Source organism: Catellatospora bangladeshensis, assembly GCF_016862575.1.
Taxonomy (GTDB): Bacteria; Actinomycetota; Actinomycetes; order Mycobacteriales; family Micromonosporaceae; genus Catellatospora; species Catellatospora bangladeshensis.
In genome coordinates, this window is the sequence record NZ_BONF01000032.1 from 65,480 (window position 1) to 85,681 (window position 20,202).

Annotated in this window: 19 protein-coding genes; 8 read left to right on the forward strand and 11 right to left on the reverse strand. The window is 71.9% G+C overall.

The annotated features are described in order from the left end of the window. The first annotated feature begins 172 nt into the window (after positions 1–172). From Cba03nite_RS26235 to Cba03nite_RS26245, 3 genes are all read left to right on the forward strand, one after another. Positions 173–946 (forward strand): 3-hydroxybutyrate dehydrogenase, encoded by a 774-nt coding sequence (locus Cba03nite_RS26235; RefSeq protein WP_203751401.1) that lies wholly within the window; start codon positions 173–175, stop codon positions 944–946. Positions 947–969: 23 nt separating this feature from the next. Continuing rightward, positions 970–2,895, forward strand: coding sequence for a helix-turn-helix domain-containing protein (locus Cba03nite_RS26240; RefSeq protein WP_346111517.1), 1,926 nt, complete (start codon positions 970–972; stop codon positions 2,893–2,895). Positions 2,896–2,979: 84 nt separating this feature from the next. After that, entirely contained in the window at positions 2,980–3,732 is a 753-nt protein-coding gene (locus tag Cba03nite_RS26245) for an alpha/beta hydrolase (RefSeq protein WP_203751408.1), read from the forward strand. 166 nt (positions 3,733–3,898) lie between these two features. Here the strand turns inward: Cba03nite_RS26245 and Cba03nite_RS26250 are convergent, their stop codons facing one another. The 7 genes from Cba03nite_RS26250 to Cba03nite_RS26280 all read right to left on the reverse strand — a co-directional run bounded on the left by Cba03nite_RS26250 (position 3,899) and on the right by Cba03nite_RS26280 (position 11,149). Continuing rightward, the gene (locus tag Cba03nite_RS26250; RefSeq protein ID WP_203751409.1) at positions 3,899–4,516 is read right to left on the reverse strand and encodes a TetR/AcrR family transcriptional regulator; all 618 of its coding nucleotides are present in this window, start codon (positions 4,514–4,516) and stop codon (positions 3,899–3,901) included. A 13-nt stretch (positions 4,517–4,529) separates the two neighbouring features. Next, entirely contained in the window at positions 4,530–6,227 is a 1,698-nt protein-coding gene (locus Cba03nite_RS26255; RefSeq protein WP_203751410.1) for an MFS transporter, read from the reverse strand. 201 nt (positions 6,228–6,428) lie between these two features. Next, positions 6,429–7,451, reverse strand: a complete 1,023-nt coding sequence (locus tag Cba03nite_RS26260) for a branched-chain amino acid ABC transporter permease (protein WP_203751411.1) — start codon at positions 7,449–7,451, stop codon at positions 6,429–6,431. Then, entirely contained in the window at positions 7,448–8,329 is an 882-nt protein-coding gene (locus tag Cba03nite_RS26265) for a branched-chain amino acid ABC transporter permease (protein ID WP_203751412.1), read from the reverse strand. Before Cba03nite_RS26265 ends, Cba03nite_RS26260 begins: the two co-directional genes overlap by 4 nt. Before the next feature lie 81 nt (positions 8,330–8,410). Then, entirely contained in the window at positions 8,411–9,667 is a 1,257-nt protein-coding gene (locus tag Cba03nite_RS26270) for an ABC transporter substrate-binding protein (protein WP_203751413.1), read from the reverse strand. Positions 9,668–9,699: 32 nt separating this feature from the next. Continuing rightward, the gene (locus Cba03nite_RS26275) at positions 9,700–10,392 is read right to left on the reverse strand and encodes an ABC transporter ATP-binding protein (protein ID WP_203751414.1); all 693 of its coding nucleotides are present in this window, start codon (positions 10,390–10,392) and stop codon (positions 9,700–9,702) included. Further along, positions 10,379–11,149 (reverse strand): ABC transporter ATP-binding protein, encoded by a 771-nt coding sequence (locus Cba03nite_RS26280; protein ID WP_203751416.1) that lies wholly within the window; start codon positions 11,147–11,149, stop codon positions 10,379–10,381. Before Cba03nite_RS26280 ends, Cba03nite_RS26275 begins: the two co-directional genes overlap by 14 nt. A 212-nt stretch (positions 11,150–11,361) precedes the next feature. On the opposite strand from Cba03nite_RS26280, the gene Cba03nite_RS26285 reads away from it, so the two are divergent. Beyond that, positions 11,362–12,132 carry a VOC family protein gene (locus Cba03nite_RS26285; protein WP_203751419.1) on the forward strand — a complete coding sequence of 257 codons (771 nt, stop codon included), beginning with the start codon at positions 11,362–11,364 and terminating at the stop codon, positions 12,130–12,132. Positions 12,133–12,193: 61 nt separating this feature from the next. Here Cba03nite_RS26285 and Cba03nite_RS26290 read toward each other — a convergent pair whose 3' ends face one another. The 4 genes from Cba03nite_RS26290 to Cba03nite_RS26305 all read right to left on the reverse strand — a co-directional run bounded on the left by Cba03nite_RS26290 (position 12,194) and on the right by Cba03nite_RS26305 (position 15,330). Next, the gene (locus tag Cba03nite_RS26290) at positions 12,194–12,508 is read right to left on the reverse strand and encodes a 4a-hydroxytetrahydrobiopterin dehydratase (RefSeq protein ID WP_203751422.1); all 315 of its coding nucleotides are present in this window, start codon (positions 12,506–12,508) and stop codon (positions 12,194–12,196) included. A 103-nt stretch (positions 12,509–12,611) separates the two neighbouring features. Next, positions 12,612–13,367, reverse strand: a complete 756-nt coding sequence (locus tag Cba03nite_RS26295) for a YebC/PmpR family DNA-binding transcriptional regulator (RefSeq protein ID WP_203751425.1) — start codon at positions 13,365–13,367, stop codon at positions 12,612–12,614. Positions 13,368–13,412: 45 nt separating this feature from the next. Next, entirely contained in the window at positions 13,413–14,042 is a 630-nt protein-coding gene (gene pdxT, locus Cba03nite_RS26300) for a pyridoxal 5'-phosphate synthase glutaminase subunit PdxT (RefSeq protein ID WP_203751428.1), read from the reverse strand. A 16-nt stretch (positions 14,043–14,058) separates the two neighbouring features. Further along, positions 14,059–15,330, reverse strand: coding sequence for a trans-sulfuration enzyme family protein (locus tag Cba03nite_RS26305; RefSeq protein ID WP_203751431.1), 1,272 nt, complete (start codon positions 15,328–15,330; stop codon positions 14,059–14,061). Between the two features lie 59 nt (positions 15,331–15,389). Here Cba03nite_RS26305 and Cba03nite_RS26310 point away from each other — a divergent pair, with 59 nt between their 5' ends. The 4 genes from Cba03nite_RS26310 (at position 15,390) to Cba03nite_RS26325 (ending at position 20,165) form a co-directional block, all read left to right on the forward strand. Then, on the forward strand, positions 15,390–15,860 hold the full coding sequence (locus Cba03nite_RS26310) for an Lrp/AsnC family transcriptional regulator (RefSeq protein WP_203751435.1): 471 nt from the start codon (positions 15,390–15,392) through the stop codon (positions 15,858–15,860). A 917-nt stretch (positions 15,861–16,777) separates the two neighbouring features. After that, a complete protein-coding gene (locus Cba03nite_RS26315; protein ID WP_203751438.1) occupies positions 16,778–17,749 on the forward strand; it encodes a glycosyltransferase family 2 protein in 972 nt (323 codons plus the stop codon). Next, a complete protein-coding gene (locus tag Cba03nite_RS26320; RefSeq protein WP_203751441.1) occupies positions 17,746–19,059 on the forward strand; it encodes a hypothetical protein in 1,314 nt (437 codons plus the stop codon). The genes Cba03nite_RS26315 and Cba03nite_RS26320 overlap by 4 nt, the downstream gene beginning before the upstream one ends. After that, positions 19,056–20,165, forward strand: a complete 1,110-nt coding sequence (locus tag Cba03nite_RS26325; RefSeq protein ID WP_203751444.1) for a GNAT family N-acetyltransferase — start codon at positions 19,056–19,058, stop codon at positions 20,163–20,165. Before Cba03nite_RS26320 ends, Cba03nite_RS26325 begins: the two co-directional genes overlap by 4 nt. Positions 20,166–20,202: the final 37 nt, after the last annotated feature.

Consider the following 20,202-nt stretch of genomic DNA (forward strand, 5'->3'; position numbering starts at 1 on the left):
CCGCTCCGTCCGCTCGCCGTACGTGTGTACGACACTCTAAGGGACGCCCCCGTCATCACGATCGACGCCACGGCAGGGCCGCCCGTGCGGGCGCGCGCCACATGGCCCTCCCGCACACTGTGTGGGCCGCGCCCATGTGCCCGCTCCCACCGTGCTCGTAGTTTCCTGCACCATGACGACCGCGACGCCGCCACTGGTACGACTCGACCTCACCGGCCGCACCGCACTGGTGACCGGCGCGGGCAGCGGCATCGGCCTGGCCTGCGCGGCCCGGCTGGCCCAGGCGGGCGCGAAGGTGCTGGTGGTGGATCGGGACGAGGCGGCGGCGCACCGGGTCGCGGAGCAGATCGGCGGCACCGCGGTGGTGGCCGACCTCGCCGACGCCGACGCGCTCGACGACCTCGACCCCGCCATCGACGTGGTGGTCAACAACGCCGGGCTGCAGCACGTCGCGCCGCTGCAGGACTTCGCCCCGGACCGCTTCACCTACCTGCACCAGGTCATGCTGGTGGCGCCGTTCCGGCTGGTACGCCGCGCGCTGCCGCACATGTACGCCCAGGGCTGGGGCCGGATCGTGAACATCTCCTCGGTGCACGGGCTGCGCGCATCGGCGTTCAAGTCGGCGTACGTGTCGGCCAAGCACGGCCTCGAAGGCCTGTCGAAGGTGATCGCCGTCGAGGCCGCCCCGTACGGCGTCACCGCCAACTGCATCAACCCCGCGTACGTGCGCACGCCGCTGGTCGAGGGGCAGATCGCCGACCAGGCGCGCACCCACGGCATCGCCGAGTCCGAGGTGATCGAGCGGATCATGCTGGCCAAGGCGGCGATCAAGCGGCTGATCGAGCCCGGCGAGGTCGCCGAGCTGGCGGCGTACCTGTGCACCGACGCGGCCTCGTTCATCACCGGCACCTCGATCGCCATGGACGGCGGCTGGACAGCCCAGTGATCGGGGAGGTAGGAATGCGAGCCATGCCCTCCTCGACCCTGCGGTTCCTGGAACTGCTCGAACGCGAGGCGGCCCCGGTCGAGTTCGAGGGGCCGCTGGTGCAGGCGCGCTCGCGCGGCGCAGGGCCGGACGAGATCGCCGAGCTGGAGGAGGCGAAGCTCGCCGCGCTGCGGGTGCGCGCGCTGCTGGAGCGCCGCCGCCGCCGCGAGGCCGAGCTGTCCGGCCTCTACGACACCGCGGGCGACCTGGCCGGGCTGCGCGACCTGGACGCGGTGCTGCACGCGATCGTGCACCGGGCCCGCAACCTGCTCGGCACCGACATCGCCTACCTGACCATGAGCGACGACGCGGCGGGCGACGTCTACATGCGCGTCACCGACGGCTCGGTGTCGGCCGCCTTCCAGCGGCTGCGGCTGCCGCTCGGCGCCGGGCTGGGCGGCCTGGTCGCGCAGACCGGCACGCCGTACGCCACCGCGAACTATCCGGCCGACACCCGTTTCCGGCACACCGGCGAGATCGACGCGGGCGTGGGCGAGGAGGGGCTGGTCGCCATCCTCGGCGTGCCGCTGCGGCTGGGCTCGCGCGTCATCGGCGTGCTGTACGCGGCCAACCGCTCCGAGCGCCCGTTCGCCCGCGAGGAGGTGTCGCTGCTGGTGTCCCTGGCCGCGCACGCCGCCGTCGCGATCGACACGGCGCGCCTGCTCGGCGAGACCCAGGCGGCGCTGACCGAGCTGTCGGCGGCGCATACCAAGATCTCGGCGCACAGCGCCGCCGTCGAGCGGGCCGCGGCCGCGCACGACCGGATGACCGCCCTGGTGCTGCGCGGCGGCGGGGTCGAGGAGGTCGCCGCCGCCGTCACCGACGTGCTCGGCGGGCGCCTGGTCGTGCTCGACGCCGACGGGCGCACCCTGGCCGCGGTCGGCGCCGCCGTCATGCTCCCGGAGGCCGCCGTACTGGCCGAGGCGCTGGCGGCCTCCCGAACCGACGGCCGCGCCGTACGCCGAGGCGAACTCTGGTACGCCGCCGTGGTCGCGGGCGCGGAGAACCTGGGCTCGCTGGTCTGGACGCCCGACAACGGCTCCGGCCACCCCGACCAGCAGATCCTGGAGCGCGCCGCGCTGGTCACCGCGCTGCTGCTGCTGTTCCGGCGCACCGTCGCCGAGGCCGAGGGGCGGGTGCGCGGCGAGCTGCTCGACGACCTCATCGCCCGCCCGGTGCGCGACCCGGAGTCGCTGCGGGCGCGCGCCCGGCGGCTCCAGGTGGACCTGTCCCGGCCGCACGTGCTGGTCGTCGTGGACGACGCGGCGGCCACCTCCGGCCCGGCCCGGCAGCGGGCGGTGTCCTGGGCCCACACGTACGCAGGCACGCACGCCGGGCTGGCCGCCACGCGCGACGGCCGGGTGGTGCTGATGCTGCCCGGCGTCGAGGCCGGGTCGCTTGCCCGGGCCGTGGCCCGCGAGCTGGGCCGGGTGCTGGGACGCCCGGTCACCGCGGGCGCGGCCGGCCCCGCCGCCGACCCGGCCGGGCTGGCCGCTGCGTTCAAGGAGGCTGACCACTGCGCCACCGCGCTGGCCGCGCTGGGCCGCACCGGCGACGGCGCGTCAACGGCCGAGCTGGGCTTCGTCGGCCTGCTGCTGGGCGCGGTGCGCGAGGGCGGCGACCCGGACGTGACCCGCTTCCTGCGGGACACCATCGGCTCGGTGGTCGACTACGACACCCGGCGCGGCACGGCGCTGGTGAAGACACTGGAGTGCTACTTCGGCAGCGGCGGCAGCCTCGCCCGCGCCGCCGAGCAGCTGCACGTGCACGTCAACACGGTCACCCAGCGGCTGGACCGGGTGGCCCAGCTGCTCGGCGCGGACTGGCAGCGGCCCGACCGGGCGCTGGAGGTGCAGCTGGCGCTGCGCCTGCACCGCCTGGGCGCCGGCCCGCAACCCGGCGACGCCTAGGCCCCACCCCGGGCCGCTCCTCGGCGGTACTGACAGACGACGGCGGTTCTCCGCCACGCCGCGTCCGTCCACTGAGGAGACTCGATGAGAAGAATCGCGCTGCTCGCCGCCGTGCTGGCACTCGGCCTGGCCGGCTGCGGCGGCGATGACCCGGCGCCCGCGCCCAGCCCGACCGGTCTCGGCGCGGGCGGCGAGTGCGAGCTGCCCGCCGGCACCCGGCAGGCCCGGTTCGGCGCCGACGGGGCCGATCTCGGCGGCGTCATCCTCGGCACCGGCGGCACCGGCGTGGTGCTCGCCCACCAGAACGGCGGCAACGTCTGCCAGTGGGTGCCGTACGCGAGCGAGCTGGCGGCCCAGGGATACCGCGTGCTGGCCTTCGACTTCGGCGGGTTCGGGGTGTCCACGCCGGGCTCGGCGAGCAACCCGCAGCAGGTCGCCATGGCCGCGCAGGCGCTGCGCGACGACGGCGCCACCGCGATCGTGCTGATCGGCGCGTCGATGGGCGGCACGGCCGTACTCGCCGCCGCCCCCACCATCACTCCGGCGCCGATCGCCGTGGTGTCGCTGTCCGCCCCGGCCGTGTTCAGCGCCAACGCCCTCGACGCCGCCCCGAAGCTGACCATGCCGGTGCTCTACGCCGCGGGCGAGTTCGAGTCGAGTTTCGCCGACAGCGCCCGTGAGCTGCACGCGCTGACCCCGAAGTCCACCGGCAGCGAGCTGCTCCTGGTCGCGACCGACTGGCACGGCGTCTTCCTGCTCACCCCGGGCGTCTCCGGCGTGCTCGACGGCGCGCGTACCAAGGTCGCCGCCTTCCTGGCCGCCCACGCTCCGGCCTGACCACGGATCTCCGCGCGCCCTGGGGCAGGCGCGCGGCAGGGGCATCGCCGCTCGCGGCGCGTGGGGGCGCACGTGCCCGCCGCGATGCCCAAAAGGAAGGGCACCTTCTTAACGCTATGCGTTGTAGAAGGTGCCCTTCTTAACCTCTTGCCGGGAGACCGTGCCGTCAGGCGGTCACGCCGCGCAGGACCGTGTCGACGACCCGCTCGGCGAGGTCCTCGTAGCCGTCCAGGGCGGGATTCCACCGGACCATGCGGTGCAGCAGCATCGGGCTGATCAGCAGGGACGTCGTGACCTCGACGTCGGTGTCCGGCCGCAGCTCGCCGGTGGCGATGCCACGGCGCAGCACCTCGCGCATGACCTCACGCCGGGGCTCGGCCATGCCCTCCTGCCAGATCCGGTACGCCTCAGAGCTGCGGTGGACCTCCGGGAACAGGCACGGCATGACCCGCACGGCGCGCTCGTCCTTCGGCCCCACGACGGTGAGCAGCCGGACCAGGTCCGCTCGCACCGAGTCGCCCAGCGGCTGCGGCGGCGGGCCCTTGAGCTTGACCAGCGCCTCCAGCAGCAGCTCGTCCTTGCCCGCCCAGCGCCGGTAGATGGTGGCCTTGCCCACCCCGGCGCGTGCCGCGATGGCCTCCATGCTCAGCGCCTCGACGGACACGCCGTCGGCCAGCAGGTCCAGCACGGCTTCGAGGATCGCCTCGTGGGCACGGGAACTGCGCGGACGCCCCTGCGTCCGCGCGGCTCCCGGCTGTGCCGGAGTCTCGGCAAGCTCAGTCATGACGAGCCGAACCTTACCCGACCGTGGACAGCCGCGACGGGCGCTGCGTCCCGCCGCCGCTCTCCGGTGCGCCACCCGCCGGAGCGGCGTTGATCGGCAGCTCGGCACCCTCGCTCACCGCGCCGGGGCCACCCGCTCCCGGGCCACCCGCTCCCGGGCCACCCGCACCCGGGGCGCGGGGACCGGCCGGCGCGTCCGCACGCTGGGGCATCCAGCGCAGCACCACCACGGCGGCGATCAGGCCGACCAGCACCGAGCCGAGCGCGGCCCAGTGCATGGCCTGCACGAACGCGTCGTTGGCGGCGTCCACGAGCGGGCGCCCGGCCTCGCCGAGCCGCGCCGCGACGCCGTACGCCCCGGCGATGGACTCGTTGGCGACCTCCCGCACCGGCTCGGGGAGCCCGGCCGTCGCGGTCTCCACCTGACCGCGGTAGACGCCCGCGACGACGGAGCCGAGCACGGCCACGCCCATCGCGACCGCGACCTGCCGCACCGTGTTCGACACCGCCGAACCGACGCCGGCCTTCTCCCGCGGCAGCACCGACATGATCGTGTTGGTGGCGGGCGGCATCACGTTGGCCATGCCTGCGCCCATGAAGAAGAAGTTGACCACGATGATCCAGACCGGGGTGTCCACCTGCAGCGTGGCCAGCACTCCGAAGGTGGCCGTGGCCAGCAGGATGCCCGCCGCCGACACCGCGCGCATGCCGAACTTCTTCACCAGGTTCGTGGACAGCGGCGCGAACACCATCTGGCCCACGGCGAACGGCACCAGCAGCGCCCCACTCTCCATCGGCGAGTAGTCCCGCACCAGCTGCAGGTAGAAGCCGACGAAGAAGAACGAGCCCATCGAGGCGAAGAACAGCAGGCCGATGCTGGCCACCGAGGCCGAGAAGCGCGCGTCGCGGAACAGCTTGACGTCCAGCGACGGGTGCGTGGTGCGGGCCTCCCACCAGATGAACGCCGCGAGCACCGCCGCGCCGCCCAGGATCGCGGCCCAGACCGAGACGCGGCCGAAGCCGTGCTCGCCGCCGTCGACGATGCCGTACGTCAGCCCGACCAGGCCGATCACGGACAGCACCACCCCGACCAGGTCGATGCGGCCCGGCTTGGGGTCACGCGACTCGGGCACCAGCAGCGCCACCGCTGCCAGGCCGAACAGGATGATCGGCACGTTGATCATGAAGACGGAGCCCCACCAGAAGTGCTCCAGCAGGAAGCCGCCCAGCAGCGGGCCGATCGCCACGGCCAGGCCGACCGAGCCCGCCCAGATGCCGATCGCCTTGCCCCGCTCGCGCGGGTCGAACACGTTCGAGATGATCGAAAGCGTCACCGGCATGATCGCCGCGCCGCCGACGCCCATGAAGGCGCGGGCCGCGATGAGCTGGCCCGGGTCCTGCGCGTACGCCGACAGCAGCGACGCGATGCCGAACAGCACCAGGCCGATGAGCAGGAAGCGCTTGCGGCCCCATCGGTCGCCGAGCACGCCGAAGCTGAACAGCAGGCCCGCGAAGACCAGGGTGTACGAGTTGATGGCCCACTCCAGCTGGCTCTGGGTCGCGCCCAGGCCGTGGACGGGGTCGGCGAGCGTGCGCATCGCCACGTTGAGCACGGTGTTGTCGAGCACGACCACGAGCAGGCTGATCACCAGCACGCCGAGAATCGCCCAGCGTCTCGGGTGCCCGGTGTTCGCAGAGTCCACGTCTTCCATCCCCCAGGATTCCGATACGGCACAGTTCCGTATCGCAGCTGACGTTACGCTCGGCGCTCGCGATACGGAACCGTCCCGTATCGAAAGTGACCCGCCCCACTTCCCCTTCCAACACGGAATACCCGCGTGATCATCCGACCTGCCTGGCAACCGGGCGCATCTTGACCGCGGATTCGCCCAGGTGCCAGGCAAGTCGAGCGATCATGAGCGGCGGCGGAGCCAGTGGCGGAGAGTGCCGTAGAGGCCGCGGCGGAAGACGAGGACGGCGGTGACGAAGACCGCGCCGGTCACGAGACCGATCTGCTCGAAGCCGGCGAAGGAGAGCCAGTCCTCCAGGCGGATCACACCGGCCGCACCGAGGACAGGGCCCCAGAGCGTGCCGATACCGCCGAGCACCACCACGATAACGGCCTTGCCGGAGGTGGTCCAGTGCAGCACGTCCAGCGACACGAAACGATGCCCCACGGCGAACAGCCCGCCGCCCAGCCCGGCCGTGAACGCCGACAGCAGGAACGCGGCCAGCTTGTACCGGTGCACCGGATACCCGAGCGCGCGGGCGCGGGCCGGGTTGTCCCGGATCGCCACCAGCACCCGGCCGAACGGCGAGTGCACCGTCCGCCAGACCAGGAACAGGCCGCCCGCCACCAGCGGCAGCGCCGCGTAGTAGTAATAGAACTCGTCGGACAGGTCCAGCCCGAACAGCTCGCGCGGCACCTGCTGGAGGCCGTTCTCGCCACCGGTCACCGAGCGCCACTGGTTGGCGATGTAGTACACCATCTGCGCGAACGCCAGGGTGACCATGGCGAAGTAGATGCCGACCCGCTTGACCGCCAGATACCCGATGGGCACCGCGAGCAGGGTCGCGGCCAGCGCGCCGAGCAGCACCGCGAGCGGGAACGGCAGGCCCCAGCCGACCGCGGCCAGGCCGGTCGCGTACGCGGAGGTGCCCCAGAACGCGGCGTGCCCGAAGGACATCAGGCCGGTGTACCCGAGCAGCAGGTCCACCGCGACCGCGAACAGCGCCCAGCAGGCGATGTCCACGGCCACCGTCGGGTAGAGGTTGAACGGCAGCACCAGCGCGACGGCGATCGCGGCGACGCCGAGCGCCCAGCGCAGCCAGCGGGGCAGGATCGTGCCGGACCGGTCCGCCGGAACCGGAGCGGGAGCCGGGCCACCGCCGTCCGCGCGTACCCCCGTGGTCTGGTCTTGCAGGGTCTCGGTCATGCCGGGGCCTCCTCTCGTCCGAACAGGCCGGCCGGGCGCCACAGCAGCACCCCGGCCATGACCAGGAAGACCAGCACCTGGGACAGCAGCGCCCAGTGCTCGCCGAGCGCCTGCACCCAGGCCTGCACCAGGCCGATGGCGAATCCGGCGGCGACCGAGCCGAAGATCGAGCCCAGCCCGCCGATGACCACGACCGCGAACACCACGATGATCAGGTCGGCGCCCATCAGCGGGTTCACCGCGCGGATCGGCGCGGCCAGCACCCCGGCCAGCCCGGCCAGGCCGATGCCGAAGCCGAACACCGGGGTCACCCACCGGCCGACGTCGATGCCGAGCGCGGTGCTCAGCTCCGGGCGCTCGGTCGCCGCGCGCACCACCATGCCGATCCGGGTGCGGGTGAGCAGCCACCACACCGCCCCGCACACGGCCAGGGCCACGACCAGCACGAACACGCGGTACGCGGGGAAGTCGAAGGCGCCCAGGTCGACCGTGCCTGACAGCAGCGCGGGGGCGTCGTACGGGCTGGACTGCACGCCGTAGCGGGACTTCACCGCGTCCTGCAGGATCAGCGTGAGGCCGAAGGTGAGCAGGAAGTTGTAGAGCGGGTCGAGCCGGGCCAGGCGCGCCACCAGCAGCCGCTCCACCGCGATGCCGAACAGCGCGAGCAGCAGCGGCATGAGCAGCAGCGCCCACCAGAAGTCGAGCCCGACCTCGGTGAGCAGGACGTACGCGCCGAACGCGCCGAGCATGTAGATCGCGCCGTGGGCGAAGTTGACGACCCGGAGCATGCCGAAGATGACCGCCAGGCCGAGGGCGAGCAGCGCCAGGAACGCGCCCCCCACCAGCCCGTTGAACGTGTGCTGCAGGAAATTCACCATGAGCGGTGCGGGCCTTCCGAGGTTAGGAAGGGCACCTTCTTATACACATAGCGTTAAGAAGGTGCCCTTCCTTTCAGGGGGTCAGGAGAGTTTGCAGTCGGGGCTGGGGGCGCGGAAGGCCTTCTCCGCCGGGATCGTGAGCAGGATCTTGACGTAGTCCCAGTCCTCGGTGACCTCGCTGGGCTGCTTGACCTGGGCGAGGTAGGCGTCGTGGACGACGCGGTGGTCCTCGGCCCGGATCTTGCCGTTGCGCAGGAAGACGTCGGAGACGGTCTTGCCCTCCAGCTGGGCGACCACGGCGTCGGAGCCGTCGGTGCCGGCGGACTGGACCGCCTCCAGGTACTGCAGGGCGGCGGAGTAGTTGGCGGCGTGCGCGAAGGTCGGGCGGGCGCCGGTGACCTTCTTGAAGCGGTCCGCGAACTCGCGGTTGACCAGGTCGTAGTTCCAGTACCAGGCGTCGGTGTAGGTGGTGCCGGCCAGCGCCGCCGGGGTCAGCGAGTGGATGTCGGTCAGGAACATCAGGCCGACGGCCAGGCCGACGCCCTTGTCCCGCAGCTTGAACTCGTTGTACTGCTTGACCAGCGCGACCAGCTCCGCACCGGCCTGCATCGTGCCGAGCACGTCCGGCTTCGGGGTCAGCGTCGGGGCCTTGAGCAGGTACGTCGAGAAGTCGCCGCTGGTGTTGGGGAACGGCGCGGCGTCGCGGCTGACGATGGTGCCGCCCGCGTCGGTGACCGCCGCCGAGAAGCTCTTCTCCATGTCCTGGCCGAACGCGTAGTCCGGGTACACGATGTACCAGTTCTTCTTACCCTGCTCGGTGGTGTTGCGGCCGGTGCCGTTGGCCAGCATGTACGTGTCGTACGCGTAGTGGAACGTGTACTTGTTGCACGCCTTGCCGGTCAGGTCGGTGGTCGCGGCGGAGATGTTGAAGTAGAGCTTCTTCTTCTCCTTGGCCACGTCGGCGACCTTGAGCGCGGCCGACGAGGTCGGCACGTCCAGGATCACGTCGACGGCCTTGCGGTCGTACAGCTCGGCGGCCTTGGCGTTGGCCACGTCGGGCTTGTTCTGGTGGTCGACGCTCTCCACGCCGAACTCCTTGACCACGGCCTTGTCGCCGTACTTGGTCTTGTAGTCCTCGATGGCCAGCTCCACGGCGCTGACCGAGTTCTTCCCGGACAGCTGCGAGTAGGCGCCGGACTGGTCGTTGAGCACGCCGAACACGACCTTGCCGTCGGACAGGCCGCCCGCGCCGGACGCGCCCTGCGGGCCGCCCCCGCCGCAGGCCGAGGCCAGCAGCGCGGTGGAGCACAACACAGCCGACAATGCTTTGGTACGCATGAAACTCTCCCTAGGGGATGGGGATGTGCGTTTCAGATGCCGAGGTAGGCCAGCAGGTCCTGCTCGCGCGCGGCGACCTCGGAGTTCTCCAGCGACTCCACGACGCGCCCCTCCGCCAGCAGGTGATGGCGGTCGGCCACGGTCGTGGCGAAGTGCAGGTTCTGCTCGACCAGCAGCACGGCGACCCCGTGCTGCTTGGCCTGGCGCAGGATGTCGCCGACCTGCGCGACCAGCAGCGGGCTCAGGCCCTCGGTGGGCTCGTCGCACAGCAGCAGCCGGGCGCCCATGCGCAGCACCCGGGCCAGCGCGAGCATCTGCTGCTCGCCGCCGGACAGGGTGGTCGACGGCGCGTTCCGGCGGGCGTGCAGGTGCGGGAACGCCTCGTACACCCGCTCCAGCGGCCACGGGTCGGGGCCGACCACGGGCGGCAGGGTCAGCGTCTCGGTCACGGTGAGCGTGGCGTAGCAGCCGCGGTCGTCGGGCACCCAGCCGAGCCCGGCGCGGGCCCGCCGGTGCGCGGGCTGCCCGGTCAGCGGGCGGCCGTCCAGCTCGACCAGCCCCTGCTGGCCGGTGTGCAGGCCCATCACGCAGCGCAGCAGCGTGGTCTTGCCGGCGCCGTTGCGCCCGCACAGGGTCACCACCTCGCCCGCGGCGATGTCCAGGCTGACCCCGCGCAGCACCCGCGCCTCGCCGTACCAGGCGGAAAGATCGTCAATGCGCAGCACGGCCGGCTCCCTCACCCAGGTAGGCGCTGATCACGCGCTCGTCCGCGCGCACCTCGTCGTAAGCGCCCTCGACCAGCACCCGGCCCGCCTGGAGCACGGTGACCCGGTCGGCCAGCGCGCCGACCACGGACATGTTGTGCTCCACCATGACCACGGTCCGGCCCTGCCGGACGGCGGCGATCAGGGCCACGGTGCGGTCGACGTCCTCCAGGCCCATGCCGGCCGTCGGCTCGTCGAGCAGCAGCACCTTCGGCTCCAGGGCCAGGGCCAGGGCGAGTTCGAGTGCGCGCTTGCGGCCGTACGCCAGCGCGTCCGCGGTGGTCTCCGCGAGATCAGCCAGGCCGACCATGTCCAGCAGCTCCATCGCCCGCGCGTCGTAGCGCCGCATCAGCTTCGCCGACCGCCAGAACTGCCAGGCCAGGGCCGATCCGCTCTGCAGCGCCAGGGCCACGTGCTCGCGGGCGGTGAGCTGTCCGAACAGGCTGGTGATCTGGAAGGACCGGGCCACCCCGCGCCGCGCGAACCCCTCCGGAGCCAGTCCGGTGACGTCGGCACCCGCCACCTCGATGCGGCCTGCGGTCACCGGCAGGAAGCCCGTGAGCAGGTTGAACAGTGTGGTCTTGCCCGCGCCGTTCGGCCCGACCAGGGCGTGCACACGGCCCTGCGCCACCGTCAGGTCGACCCCGTCGACCGCCCGGAACCCGCGGAAGTCCTTGGTCAGGCCGCGGGCACGCAAAGCCGGCGGATCTGCGGTCATCTGCTGCTCCTTGTGGTGGTTCGTGGCACGTGATCCGGCTCACTGCGAATGCCGGGAAACGTATGACTCACCAAGGCGGAACAGCCATGTAACGCGGACACACAATCGACACGTCGATGATGTGCGATTCCCGGGGTTCCGGGCACGGCTCATGCCACCATCGGAAGGAAGCGGACAAACCGGTCCGATCATCCGAATGCGGGAGGGCATCGATGGCCAACGCACCCGGCGTCCCGACCTGGGTCGACCTGAGCACCACCGATCTGAAGAGCGCCACCGAGTTCTATACAGACCTGTTCGGCTGGGACCCCGAGGTCAGCCCGGAGCCCGAGGCGGGCGGCTACACGACCTTCCGCATCGACGGCCGCCAGGTCGCCGGGGCAGGCCCCATCCAGGGCGACAGCCAGCCACCGATGTGGACGACCTACGTGGAGACCACCGACGCGGCGGCGACCGCCGCCAAGGTCGTCGCGGCCGGCGGGAACGTGCTGCTGGAGCCGTTCGACGTGCTCGGCTACGGCCGGATGGCGGTCTTCCTGGACCAGGCCGGGGCGATGTTCGCGGTATGGCAGCCCGGCACCCACGGCGGCGGCGAGATCTTCGGCCGCCCCGGCACCCTGGCCTGGAACGAGCTGACCACCCGCGACCCCGAGGGCTCCAAGATCTTCTACGGCTCGGTGTTCGGCTGGAAGCCGCAGGACATGCCGTTCGGCCCGGTCGTCTACACCGAGTTCCAGCTCGACGGGGCACGGGTGGCGGGCCTGATGCCGATGGAGGGCGACGTGTGGCCGGAGGACCTCCCGCCGCACTGGATGGTGTACTTCCACGTCGACGACTGCGACGAGGCGGCCCGCCGCGCGCAGGAGCTGGGCGGCACCGTCTCCGTCCCGCCCACCGACATCCCGCCCGGCCGCTTCGCCGTCCTGTCCGACCCGCAGGGCGCCTTCTTCAGCATCATCAAGGTCACCCCCGACCGCCTCTGAAAGGAAGGGCACCTTCTTATCGTTTTCCGTAGAAGAAGGTGCCCTTCTTAACGCAGCCCTCTCAGCGGGTGGCGTTCTGCTCGGTGGTGGCGTCGCTGACGATGTCGTCGATCAGGCGGGCCAGGCGCAGGTCCAGCTCGGTGAGACCGCCCGCCGCGTGCGTGCAGCAGGTGAAGGTGAGCGTGCGGTAGCGGATGTCCATGTCCGGATGGTGGTCCATGCTCTCCGCCGCCTCCCCGACCCGGGCCACCACCGCCAGCGCGGCGGGGAAGCTGGGCAGCTTCACGGTGCGGGAGATGCCGTGCACGTCACCGGTCCAGCCGCTCAGGGCGGTCAGACCGCGCTCCAGCTCACCGGGGTTAAGGACTTCGACCATAGGGACATGATGCCCAAGGTGCGTGCCAGTATCCCCCGAATTTCCCATAAACACGAAAGATCGCCGTCCGCGATGCGGAACGGCGATCTTTCAGCGGTACGGCTCAGGCCGCCTCGATCTTCTCGATGATCTCGTCGGAGATGTCGAAGTTCGCGAACACGTCCTGCACGTCGTCGCAGTCGTCGAGCACGTCGATCAGCTTGAGCACCTTGCGCGCGGCCTCCTCGTCCAGCGCCACCTGCACGCTGGGCACGAAGGTCGACTCGGCCGACTCGTACTCGATGCCCGCGCCCTGCAGCGCCGAGCGGACCGCGATCAGGTCGGACGCCTCGCTGATCACCTCGAACGACTCGCCCAGGTCGTTGCACTCCTCGGCGCCCGCGTCGAGCACCGCGCCGAGCACGTCGTCCTCGCTCAGGCCGTTCTTCGGCACGATGACCTGGCCCTTGCGGGAGAACATGTACGACACCGAGCCCGCGTCGGCCAGCGTGCCGCCGTTACGGGTCAGGGCGGTGCGCACCTCGGTCGCCGCGCGGTTGCGGTTGTCGGTGAGGCACTCGATCAGGATCGCCACGCCGTTCGGGCCGTAGCCCTCGTACATGATCGTCTGCCAGTCGGCGCCGCCGGCCTCCAGGCCGGAGCCGCGCTTGACCGCCCGGTCGATGTTGTCGTTGGGGACCGAGCTCTTCTTGGCCTTCTGGATCGCGTCGAAGAGGGTCGGGTTGCCCATCGGGTCCCCGCCGCCGGTGCGCGCCGCCACCTCGATGTTCTTGATGAGGCGGGCGAACAGCTTGCCCCGCTTGGCGTCGATCGCCGCCTTCTTGTGCTTGGTCGTCGCCCACTTTGAGTGGCCGGACATCAGAATCCTCCGTCAGCGCGCGTGGTGAAGCTTTCCCCACCCGGCTCAGGAGGCCTGGTCACGCACCATGTCGACGAACAGCCGGTGCACCCGCAGATCCCCGGTGAGCTCCGGGTGGAACGAGGTGGCCAGCAGGTTGCCCTGCCGGACCGCGACCATCCTACCGGTGGCCGGGCCTGCGGCGACCCGGCCCAGCACCTCGACATTCGCGGTGACCGACTCGACCCACGGCGCGCGGATGAAGATCGCGTGCACCGGCTCGCCCTCCACGCCCGCGATGTCCACCGGCGCCTCGAAGGAGTCGACCTGGCGGCCGAACGCGTTGCGGCGCACCGTCATCGCGATGCCGCCGAACGTCTTCTGATCCGGCCGCCCGTCGAGCACCTCGTCGGCCAGCATGATCATGCCGGCGCACGAGCCGTACGCCGGCATGCCCTGGGCCAGGCGCTCGCGCACGGGCTCGTACACCTCGAACGCGAGCGCCAGCTTGCTCATGGTGGTGGATTCGCCGCCCGGGATGACCAGGGCGTCGATCTCGGCGACCTCCTCGGGACGGCGCACCGGGCGCCCGATCACGTCGCACTCGGCCAGCGCGGCCAGGTGCTCGCGTACGTCGCCCTGCAGCGCCAGCACGCCGATGACGAGGTCAGGCACGGGTCCTCCCAAGAAGATCATCCACTCTGTGCCGAGTCTATGCCGCGACCGGCGCGCTCCCGCTCACGGCGTACGCCGATGTGGCGGACACCGCCCCGGCGGCCGGGAGTGGCGCGGACCCGGCGGCGACGGTGACGGCGGCACGGGCGGCGGTCAGCGCCTGGTCGAGGTCGGCCCACAGGTCCTCGGGGTCCTCCAGGCCGACGGACATGCGCAGCAGGTTCGGGGTGATGCCGCCGGTCTCCTTGCCTTCCGCGTCCACCAGCCGGTGGGTGAGCAGCGCCGGGTGCTCGATCAGCGTGTCCACCGAGCCCAGGCTGACCGCGGGGGTGATCAGGCGCAGCGCGGCGACCACCGCGGCGGCGTCCCCGGCCGTCTCGAATGCGATCATCGCGCCGGGCCCGCGCATCTGGCGGCCGATCAGCCCGCGCGGGTCGCTACCGGGCAGGCCGGGGTAGTGCACCTTGGAGATCCCCCGGTGCACGGCCAGGCGCACGGCCAGCGTCGCCGCGGTGGCCTGCGCGGCGCGGACCCGCAGCGGCAGCGTGGCCAGGCCGCGGTGCAGCAGGTAGCCGCCGAGCGGGTGCAGCACGGCGCCGGTCAGGATGCGCACCTGGCGCAGCGCCCCGGCCCGGTGCTCGGCGCAGGCGACCACGCCGCCGAGCACGTCGCCGTGCCCGCCGAGGTACTTGGTGCCCGAGTGCACGACGTAGGCGGCGCCGAGGCGGGCCGGGTTCTGCAGCACTGGGGTGGCGAAGGTGTTGTCGACCATGAGCGGCACGTCGCCGGCCTGGATGGCCACGGTGGCGATGTCGACCAGGCTGAGCGTCGGGTTGCCCGGCGTCTCGACCACGACCAGGCCGGTGTCGGGGCGGATCGCGCCGCCGACCTCGTCCTGGTCGACCCAGGTCACGGACAGGCCGAGCAGCCCGATCGAGAGCAGGTGGTCGGTGCCGCCGTAGAGCGGGCGCACCGCGACCACGTGCTTCTTGCCGGTCAGCACGCACGCCGCCTGCAGCACGGCGGTGATCGCGGCCATGCCGGATGCGAACGAGACCGCGGCCTCGGTGCCTTCCAGCTGCGCGAGGGCCTGCTCGAAGCGGGCCGTGGTCGGGTTGTGGAGCCGCTGGTACACCGGGGTCGCGGCGCTGGCCGCGCCGTCGGCGAACGCGCCCAGGGCCGCGCCCGCGGCGACCTGGTCGTGCATCGGGTACGTGGTGGAGAAGTCCAGCGGGAGTGCGTGCACCCCGAGCTCGGCGAGGTCCTCGCGGCCCGCGTGCACGGCACGGGTGTCGACGGCGTAGGTCATGCGCGGATCTTCGTGCCTTCTCCGGCCCGACTGAACCGCTTCCGAATAGTCTTCGGCACATGACCGGAAATCCCGTGCTTGATGCGATCGACGCGGCGATCCTGCGCGAGTTGCAGAACGATGCGCGGATCTCGAACAAGGACCTGGCGGCGCGGGTGAACGTCGCGGCGTCGACCTGCCTGGAGCGGGTGCGGGCGCTGCAGCGGCGCGGAGTGCTGGCCGGGTTCCACGCCGAGGCCGACCCGGCGGCGCTGGGGCGGCCGCTGCAGGCGTACATAGCCGTGCGGGTGCGGCCGCACAACCGGGACGTGGTGGAGCCGTTCATCCGGTTCGTGCTGGACCTGCCCGAGACGCTGGCGCTGAGTCACATCGCGGGCCCCGACGACTTCCTCGTGCACGTCGCGGTGCGCGACGCCGCCCACCTGCAGCGCCTGCTGCTGGACGGGTTCACCTCCCGCCGCGAGGTGGCCCACCTGGAGACCCAGCTGATCTTCCAGCACCATCGAAAATGGGACATATCGCCGATCTGACCGGAGGCCGCCGTCCGGCACGGATCAGCGGTTTCGCTGCGTAGCCATTCGCCGCCGGCACCGGTTACCCAAGGCATACGACCAGCGGATGCGAGATCCGCAACGCAAGCGACGGGGGTCTGGTTTGACCGCGGTGGCCTGGATTGCCGATCACCGGCCGGTGACGCTGTGCGCGTCGCCGTGCGCGGCGGATTCGCGGCAGCGCTCCGCAGGAGGACGACATCCGAAGACGGTCCCGGGCGCAGCCGCCCGGCGACCGGTGCACAACGGACGGTGACACCGCGCGGCTGAGCGAGCCGCCCGAGGGCCCACCGCCCGCGCCGCCCGCGAGGGCGGTCCACTCAGGTCTGGTGCGGACCTGCCACTGACGAGAGGCAGCCGCACCATGTCCATTTTGCGCAGCCCACCGAAGGCCGGCCGGCGCACACCGCCCGGTCGCGGCCGATGCTCCGTCCGACCGTCCGCATGGGACCGCTGCGCGCGCTGAACGCCCGCGTGTCGCTCCCCCGGAACTGTTGTTACGACGCGGTACGGCAAAAATGGGGCGAATCTTCGCAAACAGGCAGAAATATCCCATGAAGTAACGAAATTTCGACGAACCTTGTACCCAGGAACGTCACCCCGGTGGGCCGGCCGAACTGCCGACCTCGCCACTGACCCTTGAACCGCGACCGGCACACCCTGCCGCGTCGTGTCCGTTTTATCCCGATGAGGTATCAAATGCGACGACCCTCTCCGGCAACCGGGGCGGCACCGGCCCGCCGATTACCCCGCCGTGCGACGGCCGCGGCCGGCCCGGTCCGCCCCGTTCGCCGCGACACCCGGAGCACCCGCCGGAAAGACGCACCGTTCAGCCCCGCCATCAGCCACGACGCCGGCACGGCGTCCGACTCCGCGTTCGATCTATGGAGAACTCAATGCTCACCCGCCCTGAAGACGTCGACGGCCACGCGAGCACCGTGGTCAGCCCGCCGTACCCGCCGGCCGGCGACGGCGCCCTGCTCACCTGGCGCGAAAGCCTGACCGCGCCGCCCATCGTGCGGTCGCGCGAGCGACGGGCCGGCCGGGACGACGCCGCGGCCGGCGGCCAGCCCCGGCGCCAGACCGTCAGCCTGATCATCCCGACCCTCAACGAGGCGGAGAACATCCCCTGGGTGCTCGAGCGCATCCCCTCGATCGTGGACGAGGTGATCATCGTCGACGGGCACTCCTCGGACGACACCGTCAAGGTCGCCCGAGCCGTCCGCCCGGACGTCGTCGTGGTGAACCAGCGCTTCCGTGGCAAGGGCGACGCCGTGCGCGTCGCGCTCGCCGCCGCGACGTCCGATCTCATCGTGATGATCGACGCGGACGGCAGCATGGAGCCGTCCGAGATCTACCGTTTCGTGACCCCGCTGATGAACGGCTACGACCTCGTGAAGGGGTCGCGGTACCTGGCCGGCGGCGGATCGGAGGACCTCACCCTCCTGCGGCGGCTGGGCAACTCGGTGCTCGTCTGGATGACGAACATGATGTTCCTCGTCCGCTTCACCGACCTGTGCTACGGCTTCTGCTCGTTCCGCCGGGACTGCGTGCCGGCGCTGGCCCTCACCGCGCACGGCTTCGAGATCGAGACGGAGCTCATCGTGCGCGCGCTGAAGGCCGACCTGCGCATCGCCGAGGTGCCCAGCACCGAGCTGCAGCGGCGGCGCGGCACCTCCAACCTGCGCACGTTCCGCGACGGGCAGCGGGTGCTCCGCACGCTGCTGCGTGAGCGCATCATCCGCAAGCCGCGGCCCGTCGTGGACCCGATCGACCAGCGCGTGCTGCAGGAGTGGCGGACGGTGGCCGGCGACGTGTGCCTCGCACAGGCGTCGGGCCACCCGCTGGAGGAGAGGAGCCTCCTGTGATCGCGTACCAGCGGAAATCTCCCGCGGCGGGCGGCCGGATCGCCCTGGCCGTGCTGCTCGGCCTGCTGCTCGGCCTCACCCCGGCGCCGGACCGGCTGACCCCGGCGGCGAGCGCCGCCGCCGGTGACGTCGGCTACGCCGGGCCGTCGACCTCGGGTGACGGTTCGGCGGCGACCGGCGAGAAGCCGGAGAGCAAGCTGTGGTGGCACGACGGCCGCTGGTGGGCGGTGCTGTTCCACTCGGCCAGCCAGACGCACCGCATCTTCTGGCTGGACCGGCCCGCGCAGACCTGGGCCGACACCGGCACGGTCGTCGACAACAGGGCCAAGACCCGCGCCGACGTGCTGTGGGACGGCGCCCACCTCTACGTGGCCTCGCACGTGCGGGCCTCCTCGTCCACCGCTGCCGCCTCAGGAAACCCGGCGCGGCTCTACCGCTACAGCTACGAGCCCGCCACGCAGGCCTACACCCGGGACGCCGGGTTCCCGGTCCAGATCAACAACTACTCGACCGAGACGCTGACCATCGACAAGGACTCCACCGGGGTGCTGTGGGCGACCTGGACGCAGGGCGCGAAGGTCTACGTGAACTCCACGCTCGGCGCCGACACGACCTGGGGCACGCCGTTCGTGCTCCCGGTCACCGGAGCCACCGGGCTGGACGCCGACGACATCTCGGTGGTCGTCTCGTTCGGCGGCGGCCGAACCGGCGTGATGTGGAGCAACCAGCCCACGTCGGCGGTCTTCTTCGCGGTGCACGCCGACGGCGCGGCACCGTCCAGCTGGGACGTCGGCCGCAGGGCGATCCAGGGGCCGAAGTCCGCCGACGACCACATCAACATCAAGACGCTGCTGGCCGACCCGTCCGGGCAGGTCATCGCGGTGGTGAAGACCAGCCACGACGAGGGCGGGTCACAGTCCGCGCCGCAGATCATGCTGCTGTCCCGCGATCCCGCCACCGGCGACTGGTCGGCCCACCCGGTGGGGCGTGTCAAGGACTGCCACACCCGGCCGATCGTCATGATCGACTCGGAGAACCGGATGGTGTACGTGTTCGCCACCGCCCCGGACAGCGGCTGCCCGTTCTCCGGCGCCGACGGGACGATCTTCATGAAGAGCTCCCCGCTGGACGACATCTCGTTCCCGGCCGGGCGCGGCACGCCGGTCATGCGGGACGCGCTGTCGCCCCACCTCAACAACGTGACCTCGACCAAGCAGACCGTCGACAGCACGACCGGCCTCGTCGTGCTGGCCTCCAACGACTCGACGCAGCGCTACTGGCACGCCGACATCCCGCTGGTGGCGCCGTGACCGCCCCGGCCGTGCCGCACTCGCGCCGCGGGCGGATCGGCGCCCAGGGCCGCGCCTACACGGTGACCAGCCCGGTGCCCGCCGGGGTCTGGGAGGAGGTGCTCGCCTCCGCCCCGCAGGTGCTGGCGAGCCAGACCCCGGAATGGCTGCGGTGCGTCTGCGCCGTCGGCGGGTTCGAGGACGCGTCCCGCCTCTACGAGACCGCCGACGGCAGGCGCCTGGTGCTCCCGCTCGCCCGGCGCGCCGTGCTCGGCCGGATGATCCTGAGCGAGGCCTCGATGCCCTTCGGCTGGGGACCGGCGGGGCTGCTCGGCGAATCGGGAGTGGTGCTTCCCGACGACGTCCGCATGGTCTTCGGCGACCTCGCCGCCCACCGCGCGCTGCGGGTCTGGCTCCGCCCGGAGCCCGCCGCCGCGGCTACGTGGGAGGAGGGCAGGCCACCCTGGACGGTGCGCCGGCCCGCGATGGCGCAGAGCCTCTCCCTCGCGGGCGGCTTCGACGAGGTGTGGCGCACCCGCTTCCGCCGCGACACCCGCAACCGGATCAACCGGGCCGAGCGGGCCGAGGTCGTCGTCGAACGCGACGACACCGGCCGGCTCGTGCCGGTCTTCCAGCGGCTCTACGCCATGTCCGTCGAGCGGTGGGCTCGCCACGAGGGCCAGCCCGTGGCGCTGGCCCAGTGGCGGGCCGCGCTGCGCGAGCCCGCGGGCAAGCTGCGGACGGTCGCGGAGCGGCTCGGTGCGCGATGCCGGGTGTACGCCGGGTTCGTCGACGGCCGTCCGGCCGCCGCGATCGTCGTGCTGTTCACGGCGACGACGGCGACGTACTGGCGCGGCGCCATGAACGAGGAGCTGGCGGGCCGGACCTACGCCAACTACCTGCTGCACCGTGCCGCCATCCGGGACGCGGCCGAGGCCGGCTGCGCGGCGTACCACATGGGGGACTCGCGGCCCGGGTCGCCGCTGGCGCTGTTCAAGAGCCGCTTCGGCGCGGTGGAGCAGCACTACGCGAGCTACTGGCTCGAGCGGCTCCCGGTCGCCTCGCTCACCGAGCGCGCGCGCCGCCGTGCCGGTGCCGCCCTCCAGCAGCTGCGCGGGCGGAGGTAGGGGTGGGCCGACCACACCGAGTCGCGGGCAGGCACGC

Excerpts from the sequence above, each read along its gene's own strand:
- Cba03nite_RS26235 (WP_203751401.1), top strand. The coding sequence starts at position 173 with ATGACGACCGCGACGCCGCCACTGGTACGACTCGACCTCACCGGCCGC.
- Cba03nite_RS26240 (WP_346111517.1), top strand. The coding sequence starts at position 970 with ATGCCCTCCTCGACCCTGCGGTTCCTGGAACTGCTCGAACGCGAGGCG.
- Cba03nite_RS26245 (WP_203751408.1), top strand. The coding sequence starts at position 2,980 with ATGAGAAGAATCGCGCTGCTCGCCGCCGTGCTGGCACTCGGCCTGGCC.
- Cba03nite_RS26250 (WP_203751409.1), bottom strand. The coding sequence starts at position 4,516 with ATGACTGAGCTTGCCGAGACTCCGGCACAGCCGGGAGCCGCGCGGACG.
- Cba03nite_RS26255 (WP_203751410.1), bottom strand. The coding sequence starts at position 6,227 with ATGGAAGACGTGGACTCTGCGAACACCGGGCACCCGAGACGCTGGGCG.
- Cba03nite_RS26260 (WP_203751411.1), bottom strand. The coding sequence starts at position 7,451 with ATGACCGAGACCCTGCAAGACCAGACCACGGGGGTACGCGCGGACGGC.
- Cba03nite_RS26265 (WP_203751412.1), bottom strand. The coding sequence starts at position 8,329 with ATGGTGAATTTCCTGCAGCACACGTTCAACGGGCTGGTGGGGGGCGCG.
- Cba03nite_RS26270 (WP_203751413.1), bottom strand. The coding sequence starts at position 9,667 with ATGCGTACCAAAGCATTGTCGGCTGTGTTGTGCTCCACCGCGCTGCTG.
- Cba03nite_RS26280 (WP_203751416.1), bottom strand. The coding sequence starts at position 11,149 with ATGACCGCAGATCCGCCGGCTTTGCGTGCCCGCGGCCTGACCAAGGAC.
- Cba03nite_RS26285 (WP_203751419.1), top strand. The coding sequence starts at position 11,362 with ATGGCCAACGCACCCGGCGTCCCGACCTGGGTCGACCTGAGCACCACC.
- Cba03nite_RS26290 (WP_203751422.1), bottom strand. The coding sequence starts at position 12,508 with ATGGTCGAAGTCCTTAACCCCGGTGAGCTGGAGCGCGGTCTGACCGCC.
- Cba03nite_RS26295 (WP_203751425.1), bottom strand. The coding sequence starts at position 13,367 with ATGTCCGGCCACTCAAAGTGGGCGACGACCAAGCACAAGAAGGCGGCG.
- pdxT (WP_203751428.1), bottom strand. The coding sequence starts at position 14,042 with ATGATCTTCTTGGGAGGACCCGTGCCTGACCTCGTCATCGGCGTGCTG.
- Cba03nite_RS26305 (WP_203751431.1), bottom strand. The coding sequence starts at position 15,330 with ATGACCTACGCCGTCGACACCCGTGCCGTGCACGCGGGCCGCGAGGAC.
- Cba03nite_RS26310 (WP_203751435.1), top strand. The coding sequence starts at position 15,390 with ATGACCGGAAATCCCGTGCTTGATGCGATCGACGCGGCGATCCTGCGC.
- Cba03nite_RS26315 (WP_203751438.1), top strand. The coding sequence starts at position 16,778 with ATGCTCACCCGCCCTGAAGACGTCGACGGCCACGCGAGCACCGTGGTC.